Here is a 19,681-nt window from a genome sequence, read left to right as displayed (position 1 = left end):
GCTGAATTCCCTAATCTCAGGGATAAAATATAAACTTTGAAATATTTTTATTTCAATTGTTTAGTGGGTTCGGCTTACTTTTAATTAAGGAAGTAACAATGAATAATTCTAACATTTCAGTTGAAGATGTCCCGTTAAATGGATTTCATCAGAGACTTACAGTCTCTGTTGGCGGCGCTTCATTAATGGATGGCTATATACTCAGTATCATTGGTATTGCGTTGGTACAGATGACAGCCAATCTACAACTTACTAACTTTTGGCAAGGGATGATTGCAACTTCGGCACTCCTTGGAATTTTTGCTGGTGGGTTATTTAGTGGTTGGCTCACCGATAAATTTGGTCGCCGAAAAGTTATATTTGTGGCACCTATTATTTTTTTGATTTGTTCAGTTTTACAATTTTGGACAGACTCACCCATCATGATTTTTATGTTGCGGTTTTTAATCGGGATCGCGATTGCGATTGATTATTCTGCTGCAACCAGTCTGTTTGTAGAGTTTGTTCCCAAAAAATACCGAGGTTCACGCTTAGCCAGCTTTACCATTCTATGGTTTGCAGGTGCAGCAATGGCTTATATTTTTGGCGATATTATTGTTCGTGTCATGGGCAATGAAGGCTGGCGTTGGGCACTTTCTAGCTCAGTTGTCATTGGTGTGATTTTACTTTTATCTCGGCTAGGTACTGTTGAGTCAGCACGTTGGCTGATTACCAAAAATAGAAGTCCTGATGCGGAAGATGTCATCAAAAAGGTATATGGCAATCAATTTTCATTGGCGAATTTACCTAAAGAACCGACTTCTTCAAAACTCTCATTGGCCGATATGTTGCGTATGGGCTATGGCAAGCGTCTCATGTTTGTCATTATATTTTGGACATGCGCCATCATTCCTGTTTTTGCTGTGTATGCTTTTGCTCCAAAAGTGCTTGCAGCGCTGAAGTTAGAAGGAGATTGGGCAGCCTATGGTTCGGTTGCCATCACACTGTTATTTGTCATTGGCTGTATTGTGGGAACCAAGCTGATTGATGTGTTGGGGCGTCGTAAAATGCTGATCCACAGTTTTTTATGGTCAGGTTTGGCTTTATTGTTACTGGGTGCATTCTCTGATTCTTCTGAAATGGTGGTATTGGTCTTCTTCGGCGCTTATGCCTTATTGATTGGTGGTGCGCAAGTTTTGGAACTTGTTTATCCGAATGAGATTTTTCCGACCGAGTTACGTCCTTATGCAATGGGATGGGCGGTCTCAGCGACACGGATTGGTGCGGCAATAGGAACCTTTCTTGTTCCGATGTCCCTTGAAACCATCGGGATTGGAAATACCATGTATGTTGCTGCGGCGGTAACTTTGGTTGGGCTAATTGTTTCAGTTGCTTGGGCGCCAGAAACCAAATCAAAAGATCTTTCTGAGGCAGCCGCATTGGAATGATCTAGAGTGAAGGCTGTTGGTAACATGAGCAGGGTACAAAATCTTGTATCTTGCTCAGATCAAGGACAATGTTTTATAAATTAAGGTTTGAGCAAAATAAGCTTTTAAAAACAAGCTTTGACTTCAATAGGTTCTTAATTTTTTTAATAAAGGTTTGATTGCAATCCAGTTGCTCGAAATCCAGCAAATAAAGGAGCCCAGTGTCACTAAGCTGGTTCCTTGCCAAAAAGTGATTGGTAATTGAGTATCTAATACAAACATCGCCAAGACTGATGAGACAATCGGTGTAAAGTAGGATGCAACAACAAGAATAGTAATATTGCCGTGAATAATGCCAATATTCCAAGCTGCATAACCTAAACCAACGGCAGCAGCAGCGAATAATAGATATAAGGACAATCCAAGATCAAAATCGGGCATTACCAATTGATCATTGACTATTAATTTTAACCAGAGGGTGAGTGCAACACCGATAAAGAAAAGTGAGATTGGGTTTTGACCGTTGCTCATTTTTCGGGTGACCACACAGTAAAATGCCCAAATCACTGCGCCTGAAAGTGCTAAAAGATAACTGAGTGGATTGTCTTTTAGATTTGTCACAACACTTTGGACACTAAATGATCCGCTACCTGCCTGAATATAAATAATGCCACTAATTGAAATAAATAAGCCAATTAATATCAAAACATTAAATTTTAATTCTTTAAAGATGACAAAAGCCACAATGGTCAGACTTGGCCATAAATAATTTACAATACTCACTTCAATGGCTTGTTGTGATGTCTTTGAATAGGCGATTGCAAATGAAAAGCACAACTCATAAACAATGAACAGGAATGTAGCAAGAATTAAGTATTTTTTTGAAATCAGTTTAAAGTTGGGAAACCTAAAAATAAGCAGGACAATCAGCGCACTTAAACTATAAATCAGGGTAATTCCCATCGCAGGGCCGACAGCAGTACTGATATATTTGACCAAGCCGACCATGGATGCCCACATGAGAATTGCACTAAGGCCGATCAATGTTGCTAAATTCTTAGACATAAACATTTCAAAAATTGGGTGACGGTAGGCGTAGAGAAGGTAAATATAAATGTAGCCCTACAGAATAGAAAAAAATGACCAAGTAAAATAGAAAGATTAAGACATTATCTAGAATATTTTTACATGAGCGAAGTTTGGAAAATAAAATATTGTAAGCGATTTAAGCGTGTAATCATCTTATAGACAGTCATATTTCATTTTAGTTTGTCTACCCCATGACGGCGTTTTCGATAGGCAAACGGGGTTTCACCATATTGCTTTTTAAACCATAGGATAAAGTGAGAACCATCGGAAAAGCCACATTCGACTGCGATATTGGTGATATACGCACTGGTGTTTGCAAGTAGTTTTCGAGCGTGTTCTAAGCGCAGTCTGCGCCAGTAATTGGCAGGTGCTTCATTAGTATTTGCTAAAAAGACTCGATTTAACTGTCTTGGGTTAGTATTTACGTGTTCAGCAACTTCTTTTAAGGTCACATGGGCACTTAAATTTTCACTCATATACGCGATTGCTTTAGACACCATATTATTTTCATAAGTGCTGGGATTATCTAAAGTGGTTTTTTCTTTGTCTTGTGAATGAAGTGGTTTCTGCTGAATCAGCAAATAATCCAAGGTTTTTTGTGCACGGATTTCACCACAATGGACTCGAATTAAATCAGCCGCCAAATCAATTGCTGTTCCACCCGGACAAGTGAATATGCCATGATCTTCAATATAGGTTTGTTCAATGAGCGTAATGGCTTTGGGAAAAAGCCCTGCAAATTCATCTCGGGTCGTAAAATGGATGGCACATTTACGACCGTCGAGTAAGCCAGCATTGCCCAAAACAAAACAACCTGAACACAAAGCAATAATCGGAATCTTGGCAGCATGTATCTCTTTTAAAGCTTCCAGTAAGTATTCTGGTGGTTTGCGGGTTTCACTGAGCAACCCACCTGCAATGACAATATAATCATAGTTTTGTTTGAGCTGTTGGATATCCATTTCTTTGTTTGGGTTGACCGACAAGCCGCAACTGGCATTCACAGGAAGGTTGTTATAGGTCATCCAATCCCATTTACAATAGATTTGCAAACTACGGAAAGATTGATCAGCAGCAAATCTTAAAGATTCGACAAAACCTGAAACGGGCGCCAAAGTGAATTTATCCATGAGGATAAAGCCAACTCGGAGATCAGGCTTAATTTTTGAAAGGTTTTCTGGGGTAGGAGAAACCTCATCATAAGCATTGGAAGATACTTGTTGCATCGTGTTCACCGTCAAATCCATAAGAGCAGTGTGAAGCCAAGATGATTTATTTTATTGATGCTTTGGCTGAAATTAGTTTTTATTTTAACAGGTATAACTGAGAAGCGCTTATAAAAAGATTAAATATAAGTCGTCTTTAAGGCGGTTGATGTCTATCTTTGGAATTATTGATAAAACCTCAATTATTATTTATCAGATACAATCTGTTATGATAAACAAAGTGCAGAACATAGACTGACCAGATTGAATTGTTGGGAACATCAGAATGAATAAAAAAGGTTCATCAATTACACGCGTTTTAGACATTATTGAAGCCATATCAACAGCAAAACATCCACCAACACCCCTCGATCTTTCCGTTGAACTGGATATACCAAAACCCAGTATTCATCGCTTACTACAGACACTGGAACAAGAAAAATTCGTTAAAACGGATATGTATGGTGGATATATCTTGGGTGATCGAACCTATAAATTGCTGCTAAGTTCTTGGGAGCAAGAGCCGAGAAAAATGGAACGATTGGCGATATTACAAAAACTCTCAGAGCAAATTAATGAAACTTGTGGCATTGCCATCCTAAATAATAATCAAATGTTATATACCGACCGTGTACAAGCCAACTGGCCATTGCAGGTGTATTTACCTGTCGGTTCAACTGTTCCTTTATGGTGTAGTTCAAGTGGAAAACTTTTTTTAAGTTTCCAACCCAGTCAACGTAGAAAAAGTATTTTAGAGCATTTACCGATTACGCAACTCACACGAAATACCATTACTGACCCAGTATTACTTGAAGAAAATTTAGATCAGATTTATTTAAATAAAATTGGAACAGACAATGAGGAATTTATTTCGGGTATGGTGGCATGTTCAGTACCAATTCAGCGTGGTGATACGATTATTGCCTGCTTATATGTACATGCACCAACCATCCGAAAATCACTTGAAGACCTGTTGCAGTTTGAACCTTTACTACGTCAAGCAGCCCATGATTTAAATAAATTAATTGAAGTTGCATAAAAAAGCAGGCGATAAAGCCTGCTTTTGTTCAAACAAAGTTAATAGGATTAATTTAATGTCGGCATCGCAAACTGTGCGCCTTCACGGACATTGGTGCTCGGCCAACGTTGAGTAATGGTTTTTCTACGTGTGTAGAAGCGAGCACCATCTGGACCATATGCATTTAAATCACCAAATAATGAACGTTTCCAACCGCCAAAACTATGATAAGCCACAGGTACTGGAAGCGGAATATTAATACCCACCATACCGACTTTGATGTGATCACTAAAATAGCGAGCAGCTTCACCGTCACGAGTATAGATACACGTTCCGTTACCATACTCATGATCATCAATCAGATTCATGGCTTCTTGCATGGTTTTTACACGAATGACTTGCAGTACTGGACCAAAGATCTCTTCTTTATAACTGGTCATATTGGGCTGAACTTGGTCGATTAATGTTGCACCAACATAAAAGCCATTTTCATAGCCAACTGGTGCTGCATTTCGACCATCAACAACAATTTTTGCACCTTGCTGTTCTGCGCTACTGATATAACCCTCAACCTTTGCTTTATGTTGTGCAGTAATGACGGGACCAAAGTCATTGTTTTTGTCGGAGTATGGACCATATTTCAATGTACCGATTTCATTAGAGAGCTTTGAAATCATTTGATCTGCAATCTCATCTCCTACAGCAACCGCCACAGATAATGCCATACAGCGTTCACCTGATGAACCAAAAGCCGCACCAAGTAATGAGTTTACGACATTATCAATATCTGCATCTGGCATAACGATGGCATGGTTTTTGGCGCCGCCCAATGCTTGGCAACGTTTACCTGCCGCTGTTGCGGTTTTATAAATATATTCTGCAATTGGTGTTGAGCCCACAAAACTCACCGCTTGGATACGTGTATCATGCAGTAAAGTATCCACTGCTTCTTTGTCACCATTGACCACATTGAGTACACCATCAGGTAGTCCAGCTTCTTTGAGTAATTGTGCAATATATAAGGTCGAAGATGGGTCACGTTCAGACGGTTTTAAGACAAAGGTATTTCCGCAGACAATTGCCATCGGGAACATCCACAAAGGCACCATCACAGGAAAGTTAAAAGGCGTAATCCCTGCAACCACACCTAAAGGTTGAAATTCGCTCCATGAATCAATTGAAGGTCCTACATTTTTACTAAATTCACCTTTTAAAAACTCTGGTGCGCTACAGGCATACTCGACATTTTCAATACCGCGCTGTAATTCTCCTGCTGCATCGTGCACTATTTTTCCGTGTTCTTCACCAATCAATTGGCAGATTTTTTCAGCATTTTGTTCAAGCAACTCTTTGAATTTGAACATGACACGAGCACGTTTTATCACAGGGGTGTTACGCCATTCAGGAAATGCAGCTTCAGCAGCAGCAATAGCCTCTTCAACTGTAGCTTTGGTCGCTAATGCGACTTCTTTTGTTTGTGTACCAAGTGATGGATTGAAAACAGCTTGAGTTCTGCTGTGTTCAGTATTTAAAGCACCGTTAATAAAATGTCCGATTAATTCCATGTGGGGATATCCTCATTGTGATAAAAAATAGTAAAAGGGCGTTCAATCATGACCAAAGTTTTTGGTAGAGCGAGACCATTTGTTCAACTGTAGGAACAATAGGGTTGTTGGATGGTGAACCAGATGCCAGCGCTTGCTCTGCCATGGTTTGCACTACCTCATCGAAATATTGTTTGTCTACACCAAACTCCGCCAAAGTCGGCACTTTGAGATCGCGATTGATTTCGATTAAAGTATTAATTAGTTTTTGATTTGCCACGTCATTTGAATCATCAAGATGTGCGCAGCCCATTGCTTTAGCGCATTCTGCATAGCGTTCAGGTGCAGCTTGTATTGAAAATTCAGTGATCATCGGCAGCAACATGGCATTGGATAAGCCATGTGGAACATGGAAAAATGCACCAATTGGACGACTCATTCCATGCACTAAAGCGACTGAAGCATTGGAAAAGGCAATGCCTGCAAAAGTAGAGCCCAGCATCATTTTTTCACGAGCTTGTTCGTGATCAGGCTGATGATAAACAACTTGCAAGTTTGGTCCGATGAGTTTCATCGCTGCAATTGCTTGAGCATCACTATATGGTCCGGCTTTCTTACTGACATAGGCTTCAATCGCATGCGTTAATGCATCAATACCAGTATCTGCCGTGGTACGAGCAGGTAAGGACATGGTGAGTTCATAGTCAATGATGGCGGCAACAGGGAGAAATCCTAAACCTGCACAGAGCATTTTTTCACTGGTGAGATCGTTGGTAATGATGGTAAAACGGGTACATTCCGAACCTGTTCCTGCTGTTGTGGGAATGGCAATAATTGGAAGTCCCATTTCATTGACTTGACGAGGAAATTTATAATCCGAAATTTTTCCACCATGTTTGCTCAAAATACTGATCGCTTTTGCACTGTCAATTGGGCTACCACCACCGATTGCAATAATCGCATCGTATTGATGAGTTTGCAAATGATGAACGCCGGCTTCGATTGAACCTGAAGTCGGTTCAGGAATCGTTTCATCAAAATAGTCACTCTCGATTCCGGCTGCCTCTAGAATGTTTTGAATCTGTTGAATATAACCCAACGTAACCATCATTTTATCGGTAATGATCAGTGGCTTTTTTGCACCTAAACTTTCAAGAATCGCCGGGAGCTTCGCTCTGGCATTTTTTCCAACTTCCATAATCCTTGGAAGGTTAACTGAATGAGACATCTTTAATTCCTTTCGTAATGGATGATGTGTTTTTAAAATGAACCGAATAATGTTCCCAATGTGATTACACCGCACAGCGCAATCAGTGGAATAATGACAGCGACTACAAACATGTCGTAATAAGATTGTTTGTGCGTCAAACCACATAAAGTAATAATGGTAATTACAGCGCCATTATGAGGCAGAGAATCAAGTGCCCCAGAAGCCATAGAAGCGACACGGTGCATAAGTTCTTGAGAAATACCGTGCTCAATCGCTAGATTTTTATAGGTTTCACCCATGGTATTGAGTGCAATACTTAATCCCCCAGATGCCGAACCTGTGATACCTGCCAATACGTTGATCACAATGGCTTCCGAGATCAGCGGATTGTTTGGCGCAATGCCGACCAAAAAGTCACGTAAGATAATAAAACCAGCCAATGATGCGATTACCGAACCATAGCCAACTTCCGAGGCAGTATTGAATATGGGTAAAAAGGAAGAGGAAACCCCTTGTTGAATGGAATCTTTAATATCAACAATGGCTTTCCAGTTGAGAACAATAATACTCACACACGCCAAGACTAAGGCACAGATAATTGCCCATAATCCAATCACTGAATTCAATGAAGTATTACCAAACTTATCTGTTGCTAAATAGGCAGTGTCCAGCGAAGGTAAAATCAATTTAGTCAGCACTAAGTTGGTGATAATCACAATTAAAATTGGGGCAAATGCAATGATCAGACTTGGGTTTGATTTTACCAACTTTGTTTCAACATGCATTTCAACATGGTTGCCATAGCCTTCTTTATTGAGGTCTGCTTGTGCAAGACGCTTGTTTAACCACCACATGCCTGTCAGCAAAATAAAAATTGACGCTAAAGTGCCCAGACCCGGTGCGGCATATAGATCGGTATTAAAGAAGGGCATTGGAATCGCATTCTGAATCGCAGGAGTGCCAGGCAGAGCAGTCATAGTAAAAGTGAGCGCACCTAGCATTATCGCTGCTGGAATTAAGCGTTTCGGGATACCAAGTTCTTTAAACAGTGCTGAGGCAATTGGAAATACAGCAAAACCAACTACAAAAAGCGAAACACCGCCATAAGTCAAAATAGCGCAGGACAGCACAATAGATAACATTGCACGACGATGTCCTAATTTATCAACAAAAAAGTTGGCAATGGTTTGGGCTGAACCAGAGTCATCCATTAATTTTCCAAATACTGCACCCAATAAAAACAGTGGAAAATATTTGATGATATAACCGCCTAAACCTGTCATGAACACTTGCGAGTAAAAACCAAGCAGCTCATTACTTAATCCACTCCAAGCCACTGCAAATAAAGCGAGTAGTGGAGCAAGTACAATAACGCTAAATCCTTTATATGCTAAATACATCAGCAATATTAAGGATATGACTATCCCAATTAGTCCGATCATTTTTAAACATCCTGTTTATCATTTTATCTATAATGATACGATTCGTATCGTTATTAATGTATATAATTTAATCTTGATGATGTCAACAGAAAATTAAAAACGATTTTTTTCTTATACTGCCGAGATGAGAGAATCAGATTTGAGTACATTTTAAAAATGTTAGATCGTTTTGATGGGGGTGTTATTGCTTGATTTTATGAATAATTTAAAATTTCATATGCAATATAGACATTAAAATGATGTGATTTTTTAATGATCAGTTGTCGTTGAGATCGGAAGTATTGAGAAAAAAACTAAATAAAGAGAGGGTTTTACCATGAGAGGAAATAAATTTATTTTTATGGAGGGTTGAATGCATCGAAGATTGTTTTTTTAAGGGATAAAAAGGCAAATACATTTTAAGCCGCAACAACTTTAAATGGCAGTAAAAGAGGAATATCACAAAATAGAGTATGCCCCATATACATTTAGCAGATCAATTAGATACAGGGCATGATTTATTGATGATGGTTATGTTTAAGATAAGAATGTTTCTTGTAAATAACTCCAGCGCATTTTTCCTTCAATTTCCTCAATCAGTGCACATGAACGGCGAATCAGTACACCCGAAGATTTGGTGTGTTTCTCAGTATAGCTAAGTACGATGGTATCTGAGCTCTGTGTCAGAATTTGCTCATCATAAATTTCAATTTGAAGATCGGGCATCTTTCCTTGATTATTTGCAAACAGCCCTTTGACTTCTTGGAGTTTAATTCGTTTTCCTGCCGCACCGACCATTTCAAAATGATCTGCAAAATAATCAATCAGAAGGGGAAGATCTTGTTCTGAATGTTGTCCAGTAAAAATCTTTTCGATCAATACATGCATTGTATGTATACTTTCGATTGCGTGTTCTTTTAAAAGTGCCATATCCATTTCCGTTGAAAGCTTTTCTCTCTTTTTATTTTATTGCAAAAATAAATGTAAAATTCAATATAAATTTAAAAAATATATTTTGGTCAGAAAATTATTTAAGCAATAAAATATCATAAAACTAAATATATCATATGTTTATAAATTATTTTTTAATTATTTATCATACTGAGGAAAATCGGGAATAGCCAAAATAGCAAAAAAGGTATAACTTTATACCTGAACTATTATGGAAAATTCCATGTAAAAATAATAATTATATGGCAGGATGATTTACCTTATTGAAAATTGACTGGAAAAGGAGATGTGTTCTGGTCGCAAGATTTTTCAATAAGTAGACCCATTAGAAAAATGGCATGGACAAGGAAGAAAGATGGATACTCATACAACTGAGCCAACAAGGGCTCAATCCAATATATATGCATGGTATGTCGTTTTACTGTGTATGTTGGCATATATATTTTCATTTATTGATCGACAGATATTGGCACTGATGATTGAACCGATTAAAGCCGATCTTGGTCTATCAGATACTCAGTTTAGCTTATTACATGGTTTAGCATTTTCATTGTTTTATGCTTTTATGGGCTTACCTTTGGCCTATTTGGCAGACCGATTTTCACGACCAAAAATTATTGCAATCGGTGTGGTCTTTTGGAGTATCGCAACAGTATTTTGTGGACTCAGTAAAAACTTTATTCAACTTTTTTTAAGTCGTATGGGCGTAGGTGTAGGCGAGGCGGCCTTATCCCCAGCAGCCTATTCGATGTTTAGTGATATGTTTAGTAAGGATAAATTGGGACGAGCGGTTGCAGTTTATTCCATCGGTTCTTTTGTCGGAGGTGGTATTGCCTTTCTGGTCGGTGGGTATGTGATTGGTTTGCTCAAAAATATGGATACGATTCTGATTCCTGTATTTGGAGCCTTAAAAGCATGGCAGGCGGCATTTATTATTGTCGGTTTACCAGGGGTATTTATTGGATTATTGGTTTTACTCACCGTCAAAGAACCAAAACGTAAGGGACAACGTTTAAATGCACAAGGCGAAGTGGAAAAAACCAGCATGGCTGATGCTTTCAAATTCATCAAAAAACATGCACAAACATTTAAATGTCATTATTTAGGTTTTACATTTTATGCGATGGCGTTGTACTGCTTAATCAGTTGGTCACCTGCATTTTATATGCGTAAATTTGGACTGACCCCAACAGAAGCTGGCTATATGCTTGGAAGTGTTTTATTGGTGGCAAATATTTTAGGGGTATTCTGTGCAGGCTGGTTAAATGACTGGTTTATTCAAAAAGGTCGTAAAGATGCACCCATGATTACTGGTGTTATTGGAATTGTCGGTTTAATTTTACCGATGATGATATTTACCCACGTCGATCAATTATGGCTCTCAGTTGTTTTCCTTGTACCTGCCATGTTTTTTGCATCTTTTCCGATGCCAATTTCAACCACAGCGATGCAAATGCTGGCACCAAACCAACTCCGTGCTCAAATTTCTGCCATCTTTTTACTCATCAGTAATCTGGTTGCCGTTGGAATAGGTACGACTCTGGTGGCATTAATTAGCGATAAAGTTTTTGAAAACCCACTGATGGTCGGAACTTCATTGAGTATTGTGGGAACAATTTCATGCATATTGGCATTTATTTTATTGAAAAAAGGCTGTCAGGCATTTAGTGACAGTATGCAAAGGGAACATGCTTCATGATTTAGTCATGTTTGATGACCAATCCGCGCCCATTCTTTAGTGATGGGCGTTGCTGTTGATTTGATCAATCCATAACAAGGGAGTGTAATGATGGAAATATCTGTCAAACTGAATCACCTTCATTATCTGGATGAATTTTTATTATTGAAGTCTGATGACTATCAGACCATCAAAGAACAAATTAGCCATTACTTATGTCCGCATCATTTTGATGTTGCTTTAAGAGAACCATTGAATACACGATTAAATGGTTTTAGTTTTGGAAATAATGCGCTCTACGATTTGAAATATAGTGCGCCTGTGATGATTACGATTGATGAGCGATCTAACTTTTATTTATTTCGACTTACGCTTGAAGGACAATGCAAAGTCAGTCTAGCAAATCAACATGTGCTGCAATCCGCTGGAATCATGTCCGTCACACATCCTTATACACGGCAACAGATTATCACCAACCAAGATTGTCGCAATATTATTCTAAAATTGTCACAGCACGATGTAGAAGCACAGTTATGTAAGATGTTGGGACATTCTGCTCATAAACCACTTCAGTTTGATACTTCGCCGTCTTGTACGAATGAGCGCATAGATGCTGTGATCGAAACGCTCAATTATCTGTGTCATGCTTATTATCATATTCACAACTGGCAATTTATTTCGAGTAGCTTTAGCCAGTATCTGATTGAATTGATTTTACTCAAAATTCCAAACAACTATAGCGAGCAGTTGCGTATACAAGGTCATCAGCTTTTACCACGGTATCTGAAAAAAGCCCAACAGTATATTCAAGATCAATTACAACAACCGATTTCATTGTCAAACTTGAGTCAACACTGTGATGTGTCGATCCGTACATTGCAAAAAGGCTTTGGGCAATATTTACAGCAAACCCCAGTGGAATATATCCGTGAGCAACGATTGAAGCATGTGCATCAGGCTTTACAAGCGACACAAATCAATGAAACGGTAACTGATATTTTATTGCGTTACGGTATCCAAAGTTTTGGACATTTTTCGACAATTTATAAAAAGCGCTATGGATGTTTGCCTTCTCAGACCTTAAAAATGAATACTCAGCTCAACTAAAAAATGCCTGCGCGAATTGAATAAGCCATGCGCATTTGGATAAGCCAGATGATTATGGCTCACCTATGTTCAATTGAAAATGAATCATCAGGAGAGATCATGAAAATTACAGTACTCGGCGGTGGGCATGGATGCTATGCAGCTGCAGCAGAAATGGCAGAAAAAGGACATGACGTGGTGTTATGGCGTCGTGATTCAGCAGCCTTAAAACAATTCGCCATGACAGGGCAATTGAAGGTTAAGGATTATCAAGGAGATCGAACCCTAACAGTGGGATTTGAACAGAGTCAGATCAACTTGACTGATGATTTGCAAGCGGCGATCCAACATGCCGAATTGATCATTATTCCTTTGCCAGCGACCACACATGAAGATTTAGCCCAACAAGCGGCAAAATTTTTTAAAGCAGGGCAAGTGGTGTTTTTACCTCCGGCAACATTTGGTAGTTTTATTTTCGCCAAAGCCATGCGAGATGCTGATAACCATGCCGAAGTGGCTTTTGCAGAAACGGGGACTTTACCGTATTTAGTGCGCAAACATGGAGTCAATCAAATTGTAATTAGTGGTTATGCTACAAGATTGCCGACGGGTGTGTTTCCCAGCGCATTGTCAGAACATGCTTTTCAGCAGCTTAAGCAGGCTTATCCAAGTGTGGAGCCGATTGAAGATAGTTTAAGCGGAGCATTGATGAATGCTGGTCCAATTATTCATCCTCCTTTGATCCTCATGAATGCTGGTCCGCTAGAGCATTTTGAAGCTTGGGATATTCACAATGAAGGTACGCAACCTTCAATTCGCCGTGTGACCAATCAGCTCGATGTTGAGCGAATGCAAGTACGTGAGGCACTAGGTTATGCTGCACCTCATTTCCCTTTGGCGGATCACTATAACAAAGCCGATGAGGGAGATGAATGGATGTATGGTCGAGGTGCGCATGGCAAATTAACTGATAGTGGAGATTGGCGAGAAGATATTGATCTACAGTCACATCGTTATATGTTGGAAGACACGCGTTTAGGATTATCCTTTTTAGTTTCGGTGGGACGTTGGGCGGGTGTCGCAACACCTGTGGCAGAGGGTTTGCTGAATATTGCCTCTGCAATTACTGGAAAAGATTTATATCTGGAAGGTCGGACCTTTGAAAATTTAGGTCTAGCCCATCACAGTAAAGCTGAACTGCAAGCGATCTTATTGCAAGGAGTTTAAAATGAGGAAAATTTCAAAGATTGCAATATTGGGTGCGGGTCGAATGGGCAAAGCAATGGCGATTGCTTTTGCCTACGCAGGGCTTAAGGTCGCGTTAATTGATGCTAGGCAACGAAGTGAAATAGAATTCCAAGATTATCACAATCAAATCCAGAGCGATTTGCAAAAAGAGCTTCGATTGCTTGAAACAATAAAATTTATCAATGCTGAACAGCATATATTCATAGATAAGCAAATTAGTATTTTAAGCCGAGATGCATCAATCGAGATCTTATCCAATTGTGATTTATTACTTGAAGCTATTCCAGAAGTAAAACCACTCAAACAGGAAATTTTTGCTTGGCTAGACCCCTATATTTTAGCCAATTGTATTGTTGCTTCGACAACCTCTACCTTTTTGGTCACGGATATTGCGCAAATGATTTCTCATCCTGAGAGAGTGATCAATGCACACTGGTTGAATCCTGCTTATTTGATTCCCTTGGTGGAATTAAGTCGTTCTGAAGAAACTTCAGATGAGGTGGTGGCTGACTTAAAACACTTTTTGCATGACATCGGCAAGGTTCCTGTTGTATGTAATGCTAAAGCTGGGTATATCGTGCCACGGATTCAAGCATTGGCAATGAATGAGGCAGCAAGAATGGTCGAAGAAGGCGTAGCCTCTGTTGAAGATATTGATATTGCTATTCGTACAGGATTTGGTTTGCGCTTTTCTGTTTTGGGATTATTAGAATTCATTGATTGGGGTGGTGGTGATATTTTGTATTATGCCTCACAATATTTGCAGAGGGAGCTAGGAGATCGCTATCAAGCACCTGAAATCATTGCTGACAATATGCGTCAACAACGCAATGGCTTACGTGAAAAACAAGGCTTTTATAATTATGATCAGGTCGATATTGCTGATTACAAACAGCAAGTGTTACATCAATTTGCAGATCGAATCACCAGCCAGCATTTAAAACCACTGTTTAATATCTTACAAAATGATGCCGTTTAAACTTTGCTACTTAGCTCATCTCGATAGAGATGAGCTTTTACGATCAAATTTAACTCGAAGGCATGAGATTAAACAGTTTTTTGAGTTGGGCATTTAACTGATGAAGTTCTTCATCTTCAAAGGCATTTAGAATCCCAGACAAGGTCACCTGACTGATCTGATTAATTTGTTCAACCAGTTCTTTACCTTTATCAGTCAGTTTGACCATCGAGATTCGTTCGTCAGCCTCTGATGAAAAAACTTGCACAATATCATCTTCAACTAAACGATAAATCGCTTTGGTTGCCGTGGTTAATTTGAGCGTAGAAAGATTGGCAATCTCTGTAATACTGGCTTGTTCTAAAGCATTAGTACTCAAGATAATTTTACGACGCGTGTTATCTATACCTAATTTTTTAATCGATTTTTCAATAAGCTGGGTATATTTTCCGTTAACTTGCGAGATCCAGAAAAAAGGGTAGCTTTGTAAACTGCTTGGTTCATTGTTAGGTAGAAATTGTTCTAAATGAGTCAGCATAGCCAAGTAATAACTTTATAAAAATGGATATTTCCCATTATACAAAAATTAAATTTATTTTTCTTTGTTGTTTATCAATAAAAATATCTTGACAATTACATTACTTTTTCCGATATTTGTATTAACTATAAAAATACATGGAAAAGTGAATGAATATCGTTGTGCAAGAGGTACAAAAAGGCACAGGTGCTTTGAAAGTGATGGTGAAAGATTCCATCGACATTCAAGGTATGAAAACGATGGCAGGCAGCCAAGCGTTAATGAATACACCTGCTGCGACTCAAAATGCAGAAGTTGTGGATCGTATTTTGGCAGCCGACTGTCAAATTACTGGGAAAACCAATTTGCATGAACTTGCCTTTGGCATTACAGGCATTAACCATCATTTTGGTACGGCAATTAATCCTAAATATCCTGAGTTGATCCCGGGTGGTTCCTCAAGTGGTTCTGCGGCAGCCGTAGCAGCAGGTTTGGCTGATTTTACATTAGGTACTGATACAGGCGGTTCAATCCGTATGCCTGCTGCATGCTGTGGTGTATATGGCTTAAAACCAACGTTTGATCGAGTCAGTCGTCAAGGTGTGCATCCAGCGGTAAGTTCTTTGGACTGTGTTGGACCATTTGCAATGTCAGTCAACATGATTGAAACCGCAATGCAGATTATTGATCCAAGCTTTCACCCTTTAACGGACTTAGCGCAGGCACCAAAACTCGCTTGGCTTGATGTCAGTGCTGATGCTGTAGTGATTGAATCCATTCAGAATTATCTTGCCAACGCTAATTTGACACTGACTAAGGTGAAATCAAAATGGTTTGATCCAGCATTTGAAGCAGGTATGCAGATTATCAATTATGAAAACTGGCAGGCATATGCAGCTTTAACCGAAACAGGACTGGTTGGAGCAGATGTCAACGGTCGATTACTCAAAGCTGCACAAACAACAATGGATCAAGTCCAACAAGCAGAACAAATCAAAGCCAATTTTAAGGCTGAAATTGATGCTTTACTGGCGCAATTCGATGCCTTGATTTTACCAACCTTGCCACAGATTCCACCCAAAGTGAGTGAGGCTGAAAATACAGTGGCGTTTTTGAATTTAACCAGTTTGGTTCGTCCTTTTAATTTGTCAGGACACCCAGCAATTTCAATACCCCTACAAACAGCATCAGGTTTACCGATCGGTTTACAAATCGTGGCAAAACAAAATGCAGATGAATATCTCTGTGCAATTGCGAAATATATCGTTCAGGCGGGGCAATAAATTACAAGGAAGCAGGTAATGAATCAGTTAGCGACAAAGGATTTTGTAATGGACACAAAAACAGCAGAATTAGCCGCTTTATGTCAGGAAATACGTGAGCGTGCTTGTACAGGTGAGTTTGACAATCAAGCTTATGTTAGTCAGGACATTATCGAGAAACTCAAAAAAATTGGTGTATATCGTGCTTTGGTTCCGAAACGATTTGGTGGCAATGAATGGTCACCAAAACAGTTTTGTGAATTGATTGAGCAACTGTCTAAAGCGGATGGCTCAGTAGGTTGGGTTGCAAGCTTTGGGATGAGCCCTGCATATTTAGGCAGTTTACCTGAAGCAACGCTTGAGCAGTTATACCAAGACAGTCCCGATATCGTTTTTGCAGGAGGTATTTTCCCACCACAACCTGCGGAAATTACTGAAGAAGGCGTTGTGGTCAGTGGGCGTTGGAAGTTTTCTAGTGGCTGCATGGGAGCTGATATCGTAGGAGTCGGGATTTCACCACAAAAAAATAATGAAACTCAAGGTTTGCCACGTATGGCAGTTATGCCTGCTCAACAGGCACAAATTGAAATGACTTGGGATACAGTGGGACTTAAAGGAACAGGTAGTCATGATTTGGTGGTGAAAGATGTTCTGGTCGCAAAAGAATGGACTTTTGTTCGTGGCGAACCATCGAAGTTATCCGAACCATTTTTTAAATATCCCTCACTGTCACTGGCAACACAGGTTTTAACTGTGGTCGGGATTGGTGTAGCAGCAGCAGCACTTGAAGAGTTTCAAAAGTTGGCACCGGGTAAATCTTCAATTACAGGTGGGGCTGAAATTGCCAATCGTCCGGTGACCCAATATGAATTTGCACAGGCTGAAGCGGAGTTTAAAGCAGCACGTGTTTGGTTCTATGACACCATGCAAATCGTTTGGAATGAAGTGCTTGCTGACCGTACACCAACTGCGGAACAGATTAGTGACATGCGTTTGTCATGTACCCATGTAGCAAGAGTCTGCGCACAAGTAACACGTAAAATCCAAATGCTGGCAGGTATGACCGCAATCTATACCCACAATCCATTTAGCCGTTTTGTGAATGATACCAATGTGGTGACACAGCATGCCTTTATGGGAGATGCCACCTTACAAAATGCGGCATTGGTCAGTTTTGGCATGAAGCCAACACCCGGTTATCTATAGTTTGATAAACAACATTAAAAAATAGTACAGGGATGAAGCAAAGATGAATGATCAAGCCGTTTTACAGCATCTTTTACAGCGGATACAACAACTTGAAGCACAAAATGCGATTCGTAATTGTATCAACCGCTATATGGAAATTTGTGATGGCTTAAATGCCAATACTGATCTAGATGAACTCATGGATTTATTTGATCCAGACAGTATATGGGAAGGGATTGGGGAAAAATATGCCCAATGTTTTGGACGTTATGATTCTTGGCAAGCCATTTTCAACATGTTTAAAAGCTATACCCAGAAAGAATCACATTTTGTGATGAATGCGCACTTCGTCAGTTCAGAACAAATTGAAATAAATGATGAACAGGCAAATGCAAGTTGGTTGATGTTGCAAACCTCAACCTTTGCTGATGATCAAAGCCATTTAAACGCCGCAAAACTTACAGTGAAGTTTAAACAGCAAGCCGATGGGCGTTGGAAAATTAAACATTTCCAGACTGAAAATATTTTTAGTCGCCCCGTATCCCACTGGAACAGTACAGCGAAATTGCCAGTACCGTCTCAGCAATAACCTATGGATAGATTGAAAAGGATAATTGATATGAACAGTATTATTCCAATGCAGAACATTGAAGTTGATTACAGTGATTTGGTTCAAAGTGATCGTGTACATACCTCTTTATATAAAGATGAACATATCTTCGAACAAGAGATGGAAAAAATTTATTACAGCACTTGGGTCTGGGTGGCACATGCCAGTGAAATTCCAGAAGGTGGAAGTTATAAAACGATCAATATAGGTCAACAACCTGTTGTTGTGGTTCGAGATCGTAAGAAGAAAGTTCATGTTTTGTTAAACCGTTGCCGTCATCGTGCAGCAACAGTATGCGAACATAAAAAGGGCAAGACCAATAGTTTTGTCTGTCCTTATCATGGTTGGAGTTATGCGCTTGATGGCTCATTACGTGGTGTACCTTCACCCGAAAGTTATGGCGACTGTCTCGACAAGTCTGAATTTCCGTTGGTGAGCTTACGGGTTGAAGAATACAATGGAATGATTTTTGCCACCTTTAAACAGGATATCGAACCCTTAGAAGATTTTTTGGGGGCTGCTAAAAAATGGATTGATCTGTTTATGAAGCAAGGTGCAGGGTATCCAATCAAAGTATTGGGTGAGCATCGTTTTCGTTTCCCAGGTAACTGGAAAATTCAGTTAGAAAATACCACGGATGCCTATCATTTCCCTTTAGTACATAAGTCTTTCTTAAGCTCAGTTGATGAGAAAACAGAAGAACTGTTCAATTTTGAAAATCAACCCGGTTTTGTCGAAGACTTAGGCAATGGTCACAGTGTCATGGTGATGATTCCTGAACTGGTCGATCTAGATGAAGAGTTAATGGAGCGACCAATCCAAGAGCGCTTTGAGGACTTGGCTCAGGCTTTACGTGATGAAGGTCATGAAGAATTGAAAGTCCGTCGCATCGTACGTGCTGTTGGCGGATCTGGTTTTAACTTGAATTTGTTTCCTAACATCGCCTGTTCAATGGCTTTCTTCCGAGTCATGCAACCTATTTCAGCCAAAGAAACCGAAATTCACCACTCCGTCATTACCATGGATGGTGGACCACAAATCGCCAATCAATATCGTTTACGTCTACATGAACATTTCCAAGGACCATTTGGTTTTGGAACTCCAGACGATTCTGAGGCATGGGAACGTGTACAACATGGTGCAAACGCAGGCAATGATTTATGGATCATGTTAAATCGCGGTCTACCGGGTGAAGTGAAAACTGAAGATGGTTTAAAGAGTGATGTCAGTGCTGAAACAGGCATGCGTGCTGCTTATCAGCAGTGGAAAAAGTTGATGACGGCTTAAGGA

17 protein-coding genes are annotated in these 19,681 nt (G+C 39.6%); 10 read left to right on the top strand and 7 right to left on the bottom strand.

Translation table 11 applies throughout. The annotated features are described in order from the left end of the window. Positions 1–98 precede the first annotated feature (98 nt). A complete protein-coding gene (locus ACINWC743_RS05035; protein ID WP_035300375.1) occupies positions 99–1,427 on the top strand; it encodes an MFS transporter in 1,329 nt (442 codons plus the stop codon). A gap of 123 nt (positions 1,428–1,550) precedes the next feature. Here ACINWC743_RS05035 and yddG read toward each other — a convergent pair whose 3' ends face one another. After that, positions 1,551–2,471: an aromatic amino acid DMT transporter YddG gene (gene yddG / locus ACINWC743_RS05030; RefSeq protein ID WP_035300372.1), complete on the bottom strand. Its 921-nt coding sequence runs from the start codon at positions 2,469–2,471 to the stop codon at positions 1,551–1,553. A 194-nt stretch (positions 2,472–2,665) separates the two neighbouring features. Beyond that, the gene (locus ACINWC743_RS05025) at positions 2,666–3,721 is read right to left on the bottom strand and encodes a GlxA family transcriptional regulator (RefSeq protein ID WP_009584610.1); all 1,056 of its coding nucleotides are present in this window, start codon (positions 3,719–3,721) and stop codon (positions 2,666–2,668) included. A gap of 265 nt (positions 3,722–3,986) precedes the next feature. On the opposite strand from ACINWC743_RS05025, the gene ACINWC743_RS05020 reads away from it, so the two are divergent. After that, a complete protein-coding gene (locus ACINWC743_RS05020) occupies positions 3,987–4,739 on the top strand; it encodes an IclR family transcriptional regulator (RefSeq protein ID WP_009584602.1) in 753 nt (250 codons plus the stop codon). Positions 4,740–4,786: 47 nt separating this feature from the next. Here the strand turns inward: ACINWC743_RS05020 and ACINWC743_RS05015 are convergent, their stop codons facing one another. From ACINWC743_RS05015 to ACINWC743_RS05000, 4 genes are all read right to left on the bottom strand, one after another. Beyond that, positions 4,787–6,283, bottom strand: a complete 1,497-nt coding sequence (locus ACINWC743_RS05015) for a CoA-acylating methylmalonate-semialdehyde dehydrogenase (RefSeq protein WP_009584622.1) — start codon at positions 6,281–6,283, stop codon at positions 4,787–4,789. A 46-nt stretch (positions 6,284–6,329) separates the two neighbouring features. After that, positions 6,330–7,490, bottom strand: coding sequence for an iron-containing alcohol dehydrogenase (locus ACINWC743_RS05010; RefSeq protein ID WP_009584617.1), 1,161 nt, complete (start codon positions 7,488–7,490; stop codon positions 6,330–6,332). A 32-nt stretch (positions 7,491–7,522) separates the two neighbouring features. Next, positions 7,523–8,914 (bottom strand): GntP family permease, encoded by a 1,392-nt coding sequence (locus tag ACINWC743_RS05005; RefSeq protein WP_035300368.1) that lies wholly within the window; start codon positions 8,912–8,914, stop codon positions 7,523–7,525. A gap of 516 nt (positions 8,915–9,430) precedes the next feature. Then, a complete protein-coding gene (locus ACINWC743_RS05000) occupies positions 9,431–9,823 on the bottom strand; it encodes a hypothetical protein (protein WP_005029804.1) in 393 nt (130 codons plus the stop codon). A gap of 376 nt (positions 9,824–10,199) precedes the next feature. Between ACINWC743_RS05000 and ACINWC743_RS04995 the strand changes: the two genes are divergently transcribed. From ACINWC743_RS04995 to ACINWC743_RS04980, 4 genes are all read left to right on the top strand, one after another. Then, complete coding sequence (locus tag ACINWC743_RS04995) at positions 10,200–11,543, top strand: spinster family MFS transporter (protein ID WP_009584631.1); 1,344 nt, start codon at positions 10,200–10,202, stop codon at positions 11,541–11,543. 90 nt (positions 11,544–11,633) lie between these two features. After that, the gene (locus tag ACINWC743_RS04990; protein WP_009584619.1) at positions 11,634–12,629 is read left to right on the top strand and encodes an AraC family transcriptional regulator; all 996 of its coding nucleotides are present in this window, start codon (positions 11,634–11,636) and stop codon (positions 12,627–12,629) included. A 99-nt stretch (positions 12,630–12,728) separates the two neighbouring features. Then, a complete protein-coding gene (locus ACINWC743_RS04985; RefSeq protein WP_009584616.1) occupies positions 12,729–13,835 on the top strand; it encodes an NAD/NADP-dependent octopine/nopaline dehydrogenase family protein in 1,107 nt (368 codons plus the stop codon). 1 nt (position 13,836) lies between these two features. After that, positions 13,837–14,835: a 3-hydroxybutyryl-CoA dehydrogenase gene (locus ACINWC743_RS04980; protein ID WP_009584638.1), complete on the top strand. Its 999-nt coding sequence runs from the start codon at positions 13,837–13,839 to the stop codon at positions 14,833–14,835. A gap of 49 nt (positions 14,836–14,884) precedes the next feature. Here ACINWC743_RS04980 and ACINWC743_RS04975 read toward each other — a convergent pair whose 3' ends face one another. Next, on the bottom strand, positions 14,885–15,352 hold the full coding sequence (locus tag ACINWC743_RS04975) for a MarR family winged helix-turn-helix transcriptional regulator (protein ID WP_004831289.1): 468 nt from the start codon (positions 15,350–15,352) through the stop codon (positions 14,885–14,887). Between the two features lie 149 nt (positions 15,353–15,501). Between ACINWC743_RS04975 and ACINWC743_RS04970 the strand changes: the two genes are divergently transcribed. The 4 genes from ACINWC743_RS04970 to ACINWC743_RS04955 are packed head-to-tail and all read left to right on the top strand — an operon-like array spanning position 15,502 to position 19,678. Next, positions 15,502–16,614, top strand: a complete 1,113-nt coding sequence (locus tag ACINWC743_RS04970) for an amidase (protein ID WP_009584608.1) — start codon at positions 15,502–15,504, stop codon at positions 16,612–16,614. Positions 16,615–16,632: 18 nt separating this feature from the next. Continuing rightward, positions 16,633–17,799, top strand: a complete 1,167-nt coding sequence (locus tag ACINWC743_RS04965; RefSeq protein ID WP_009584636.1) for an acyl-CoA dehydrogenase family protein — start codon at positions 16,633–16,635, stop codon at positions 17,797–17,799. 43 nt (positions 17,800–17,842) lie between these two features. Beyond that, positions 17,843–18,370, top strand: coding sequence for a nuclear transport factor 2 family protein (locus tag ACINWC743_RS04960; protein WP_009584627.1), 528 nt, complete (start codon positions 17,843–17,845; stop codon positions 18,368–18,370). Positions 18,371–18,400: 30 nt separating this feature from the next. After that, on the top strand, positions 18,401–19,678 hold the full coding sequence (locus ACINWC743_RS04955; protein WP_009584639.1) for an aromatic ring-hydroxylating oxygenase subunit alpha: 1,278 nt from the start codon (positions 18,401–18,403) through the stop codon (positions 19,676–19,678). Positions 19,679–19,681 lie beyond the last annotated feature (3 nt).

The sequence above is a fragment of the Acinetobacter sp. WC-743 genome (assembly GCF_000335555.1).
GTDB lineage: Bacteria > Pseudomonadota > Gammaproteobacteria > Pseudomonadales > Moraxellaceae > Acinetobacter > Acinetobacter bereziniae.
This window is presented reverse-complemented; position numbering and strand designations above follow the sequence as displayed.

Coding starts and splice junctions, on each gene's coding strand:
- ACINWC743_RS05035 (WP_035300375.1), top strand. CDS start 99: ATGAATAATTCTAACATTTCAGTTGAAGATGTCCCGTTAAATGGATTT.
- yddG (WP_035300372.1), bottom strand. CDS start 2,471: ATGTCTAAGAATTTAGCAACATTGATCGGCCTTAGTGCAATTCTCATG.
- ACINWC743_RS05025 (WP_009584610.1), bottom strand. CDS start 3,721: ATGCAACAAGTATCTTCCAATGCTTATGATGAGGTTTCTCCTACCCCA.
- ACINWC743_RS05020 (WP_009584602.1), top strand. CDS start 3,987: ATGAATAAAAAAGGTTCATCAATTACACGCGTTTTAGACATTATTGAA.
- ACINWC743_RS05015 (WP_009584622.1), bottom strand. CDS start 6,283: ATGGAATTAATCGGACATTTTATTAACGGTGCTTTAAATACTGAACAC.
- ACINWC743_RS05010 (WP_009584617.1), bottom strand. CDS start 7,490: ATGTCTCATTCAGTTAACCTTCCAAGGATTATGGAAGTTGGAAAAAAT.
- ACINWC743_RS05005 (WP_035300368.1), bottom strand. CDS start 8,914: ATGATCGGACTAATTGGGATAGTCATATCCTTAATATTGCTGATGTAT.
- ACINWC743_RS05000 (WP_005029804.1), bottom strand. CDS start 9,823: ATGGCACTTTTAAAAGAACACGCAATCGAAAGTATACATACAATGCAT.
- ACINWC743_RS04995 (WP_009584631.1), top strand. CDS start 10,200: ATGGATACTCATACAACTGAGCCAACAAGGGCTCAATCCAATATATAT.
- ACINWC743_RS04990 (WP_009584619.1), top strand. CDS start 11,634: ATGGAAATATCTGTCAAACTGAATCACCTTCATTATCTGGATGAATTT.
- ACINWC743_RS04985 (WP_009584616.1), top strand. CDS start 12,729: ATGAAAATTACAGTACTCGGCGGTGGGCATGGATGCTATGCAGCTGCA.
- ACINWC743_RS04980 (WP_009584638.1), top strand. CDS start 13,837: ATGAGGAAAATTTCAAAGATTGCAATATTGGGTGCGGGTCGAATGGGC.
- ACINWC743_RS04975 (WP_004831289.1), bottom strand. CDS start 15,352: ATGCTGACTCATTTAGAACAATTTCTACCTAACAATGAACCAAGCAGT.
- ACINWC743_RS04970 (WP_009584608.1), top strand. CDS start 15,502: ATGAATATCGTTGTGCAAGAGGTACAAAAAGGCACAGGTGCTTTGAAA.
- ACINWC743_RS04965 (WP_009584636.1), top strand. CDS start 16,633: ATGAATCAGTTAGCGACAAAGGATTTTGTAATGGACACAAAAACAGCA.
- ACINWC743_RS04960 (WP_009584627.1), top strand. CDS start 17,843: ATGAATGATCAAGCCGTTTTACAGCATCTTTTACAGCGGATACAACAA.
- ACINWC743_RS04955 (WP_009584639.1), top strand. CDS start 18,401: ATGAACAGTATTATTCCAATGCAGAACATTGAAGTTGATTACAGTGAT.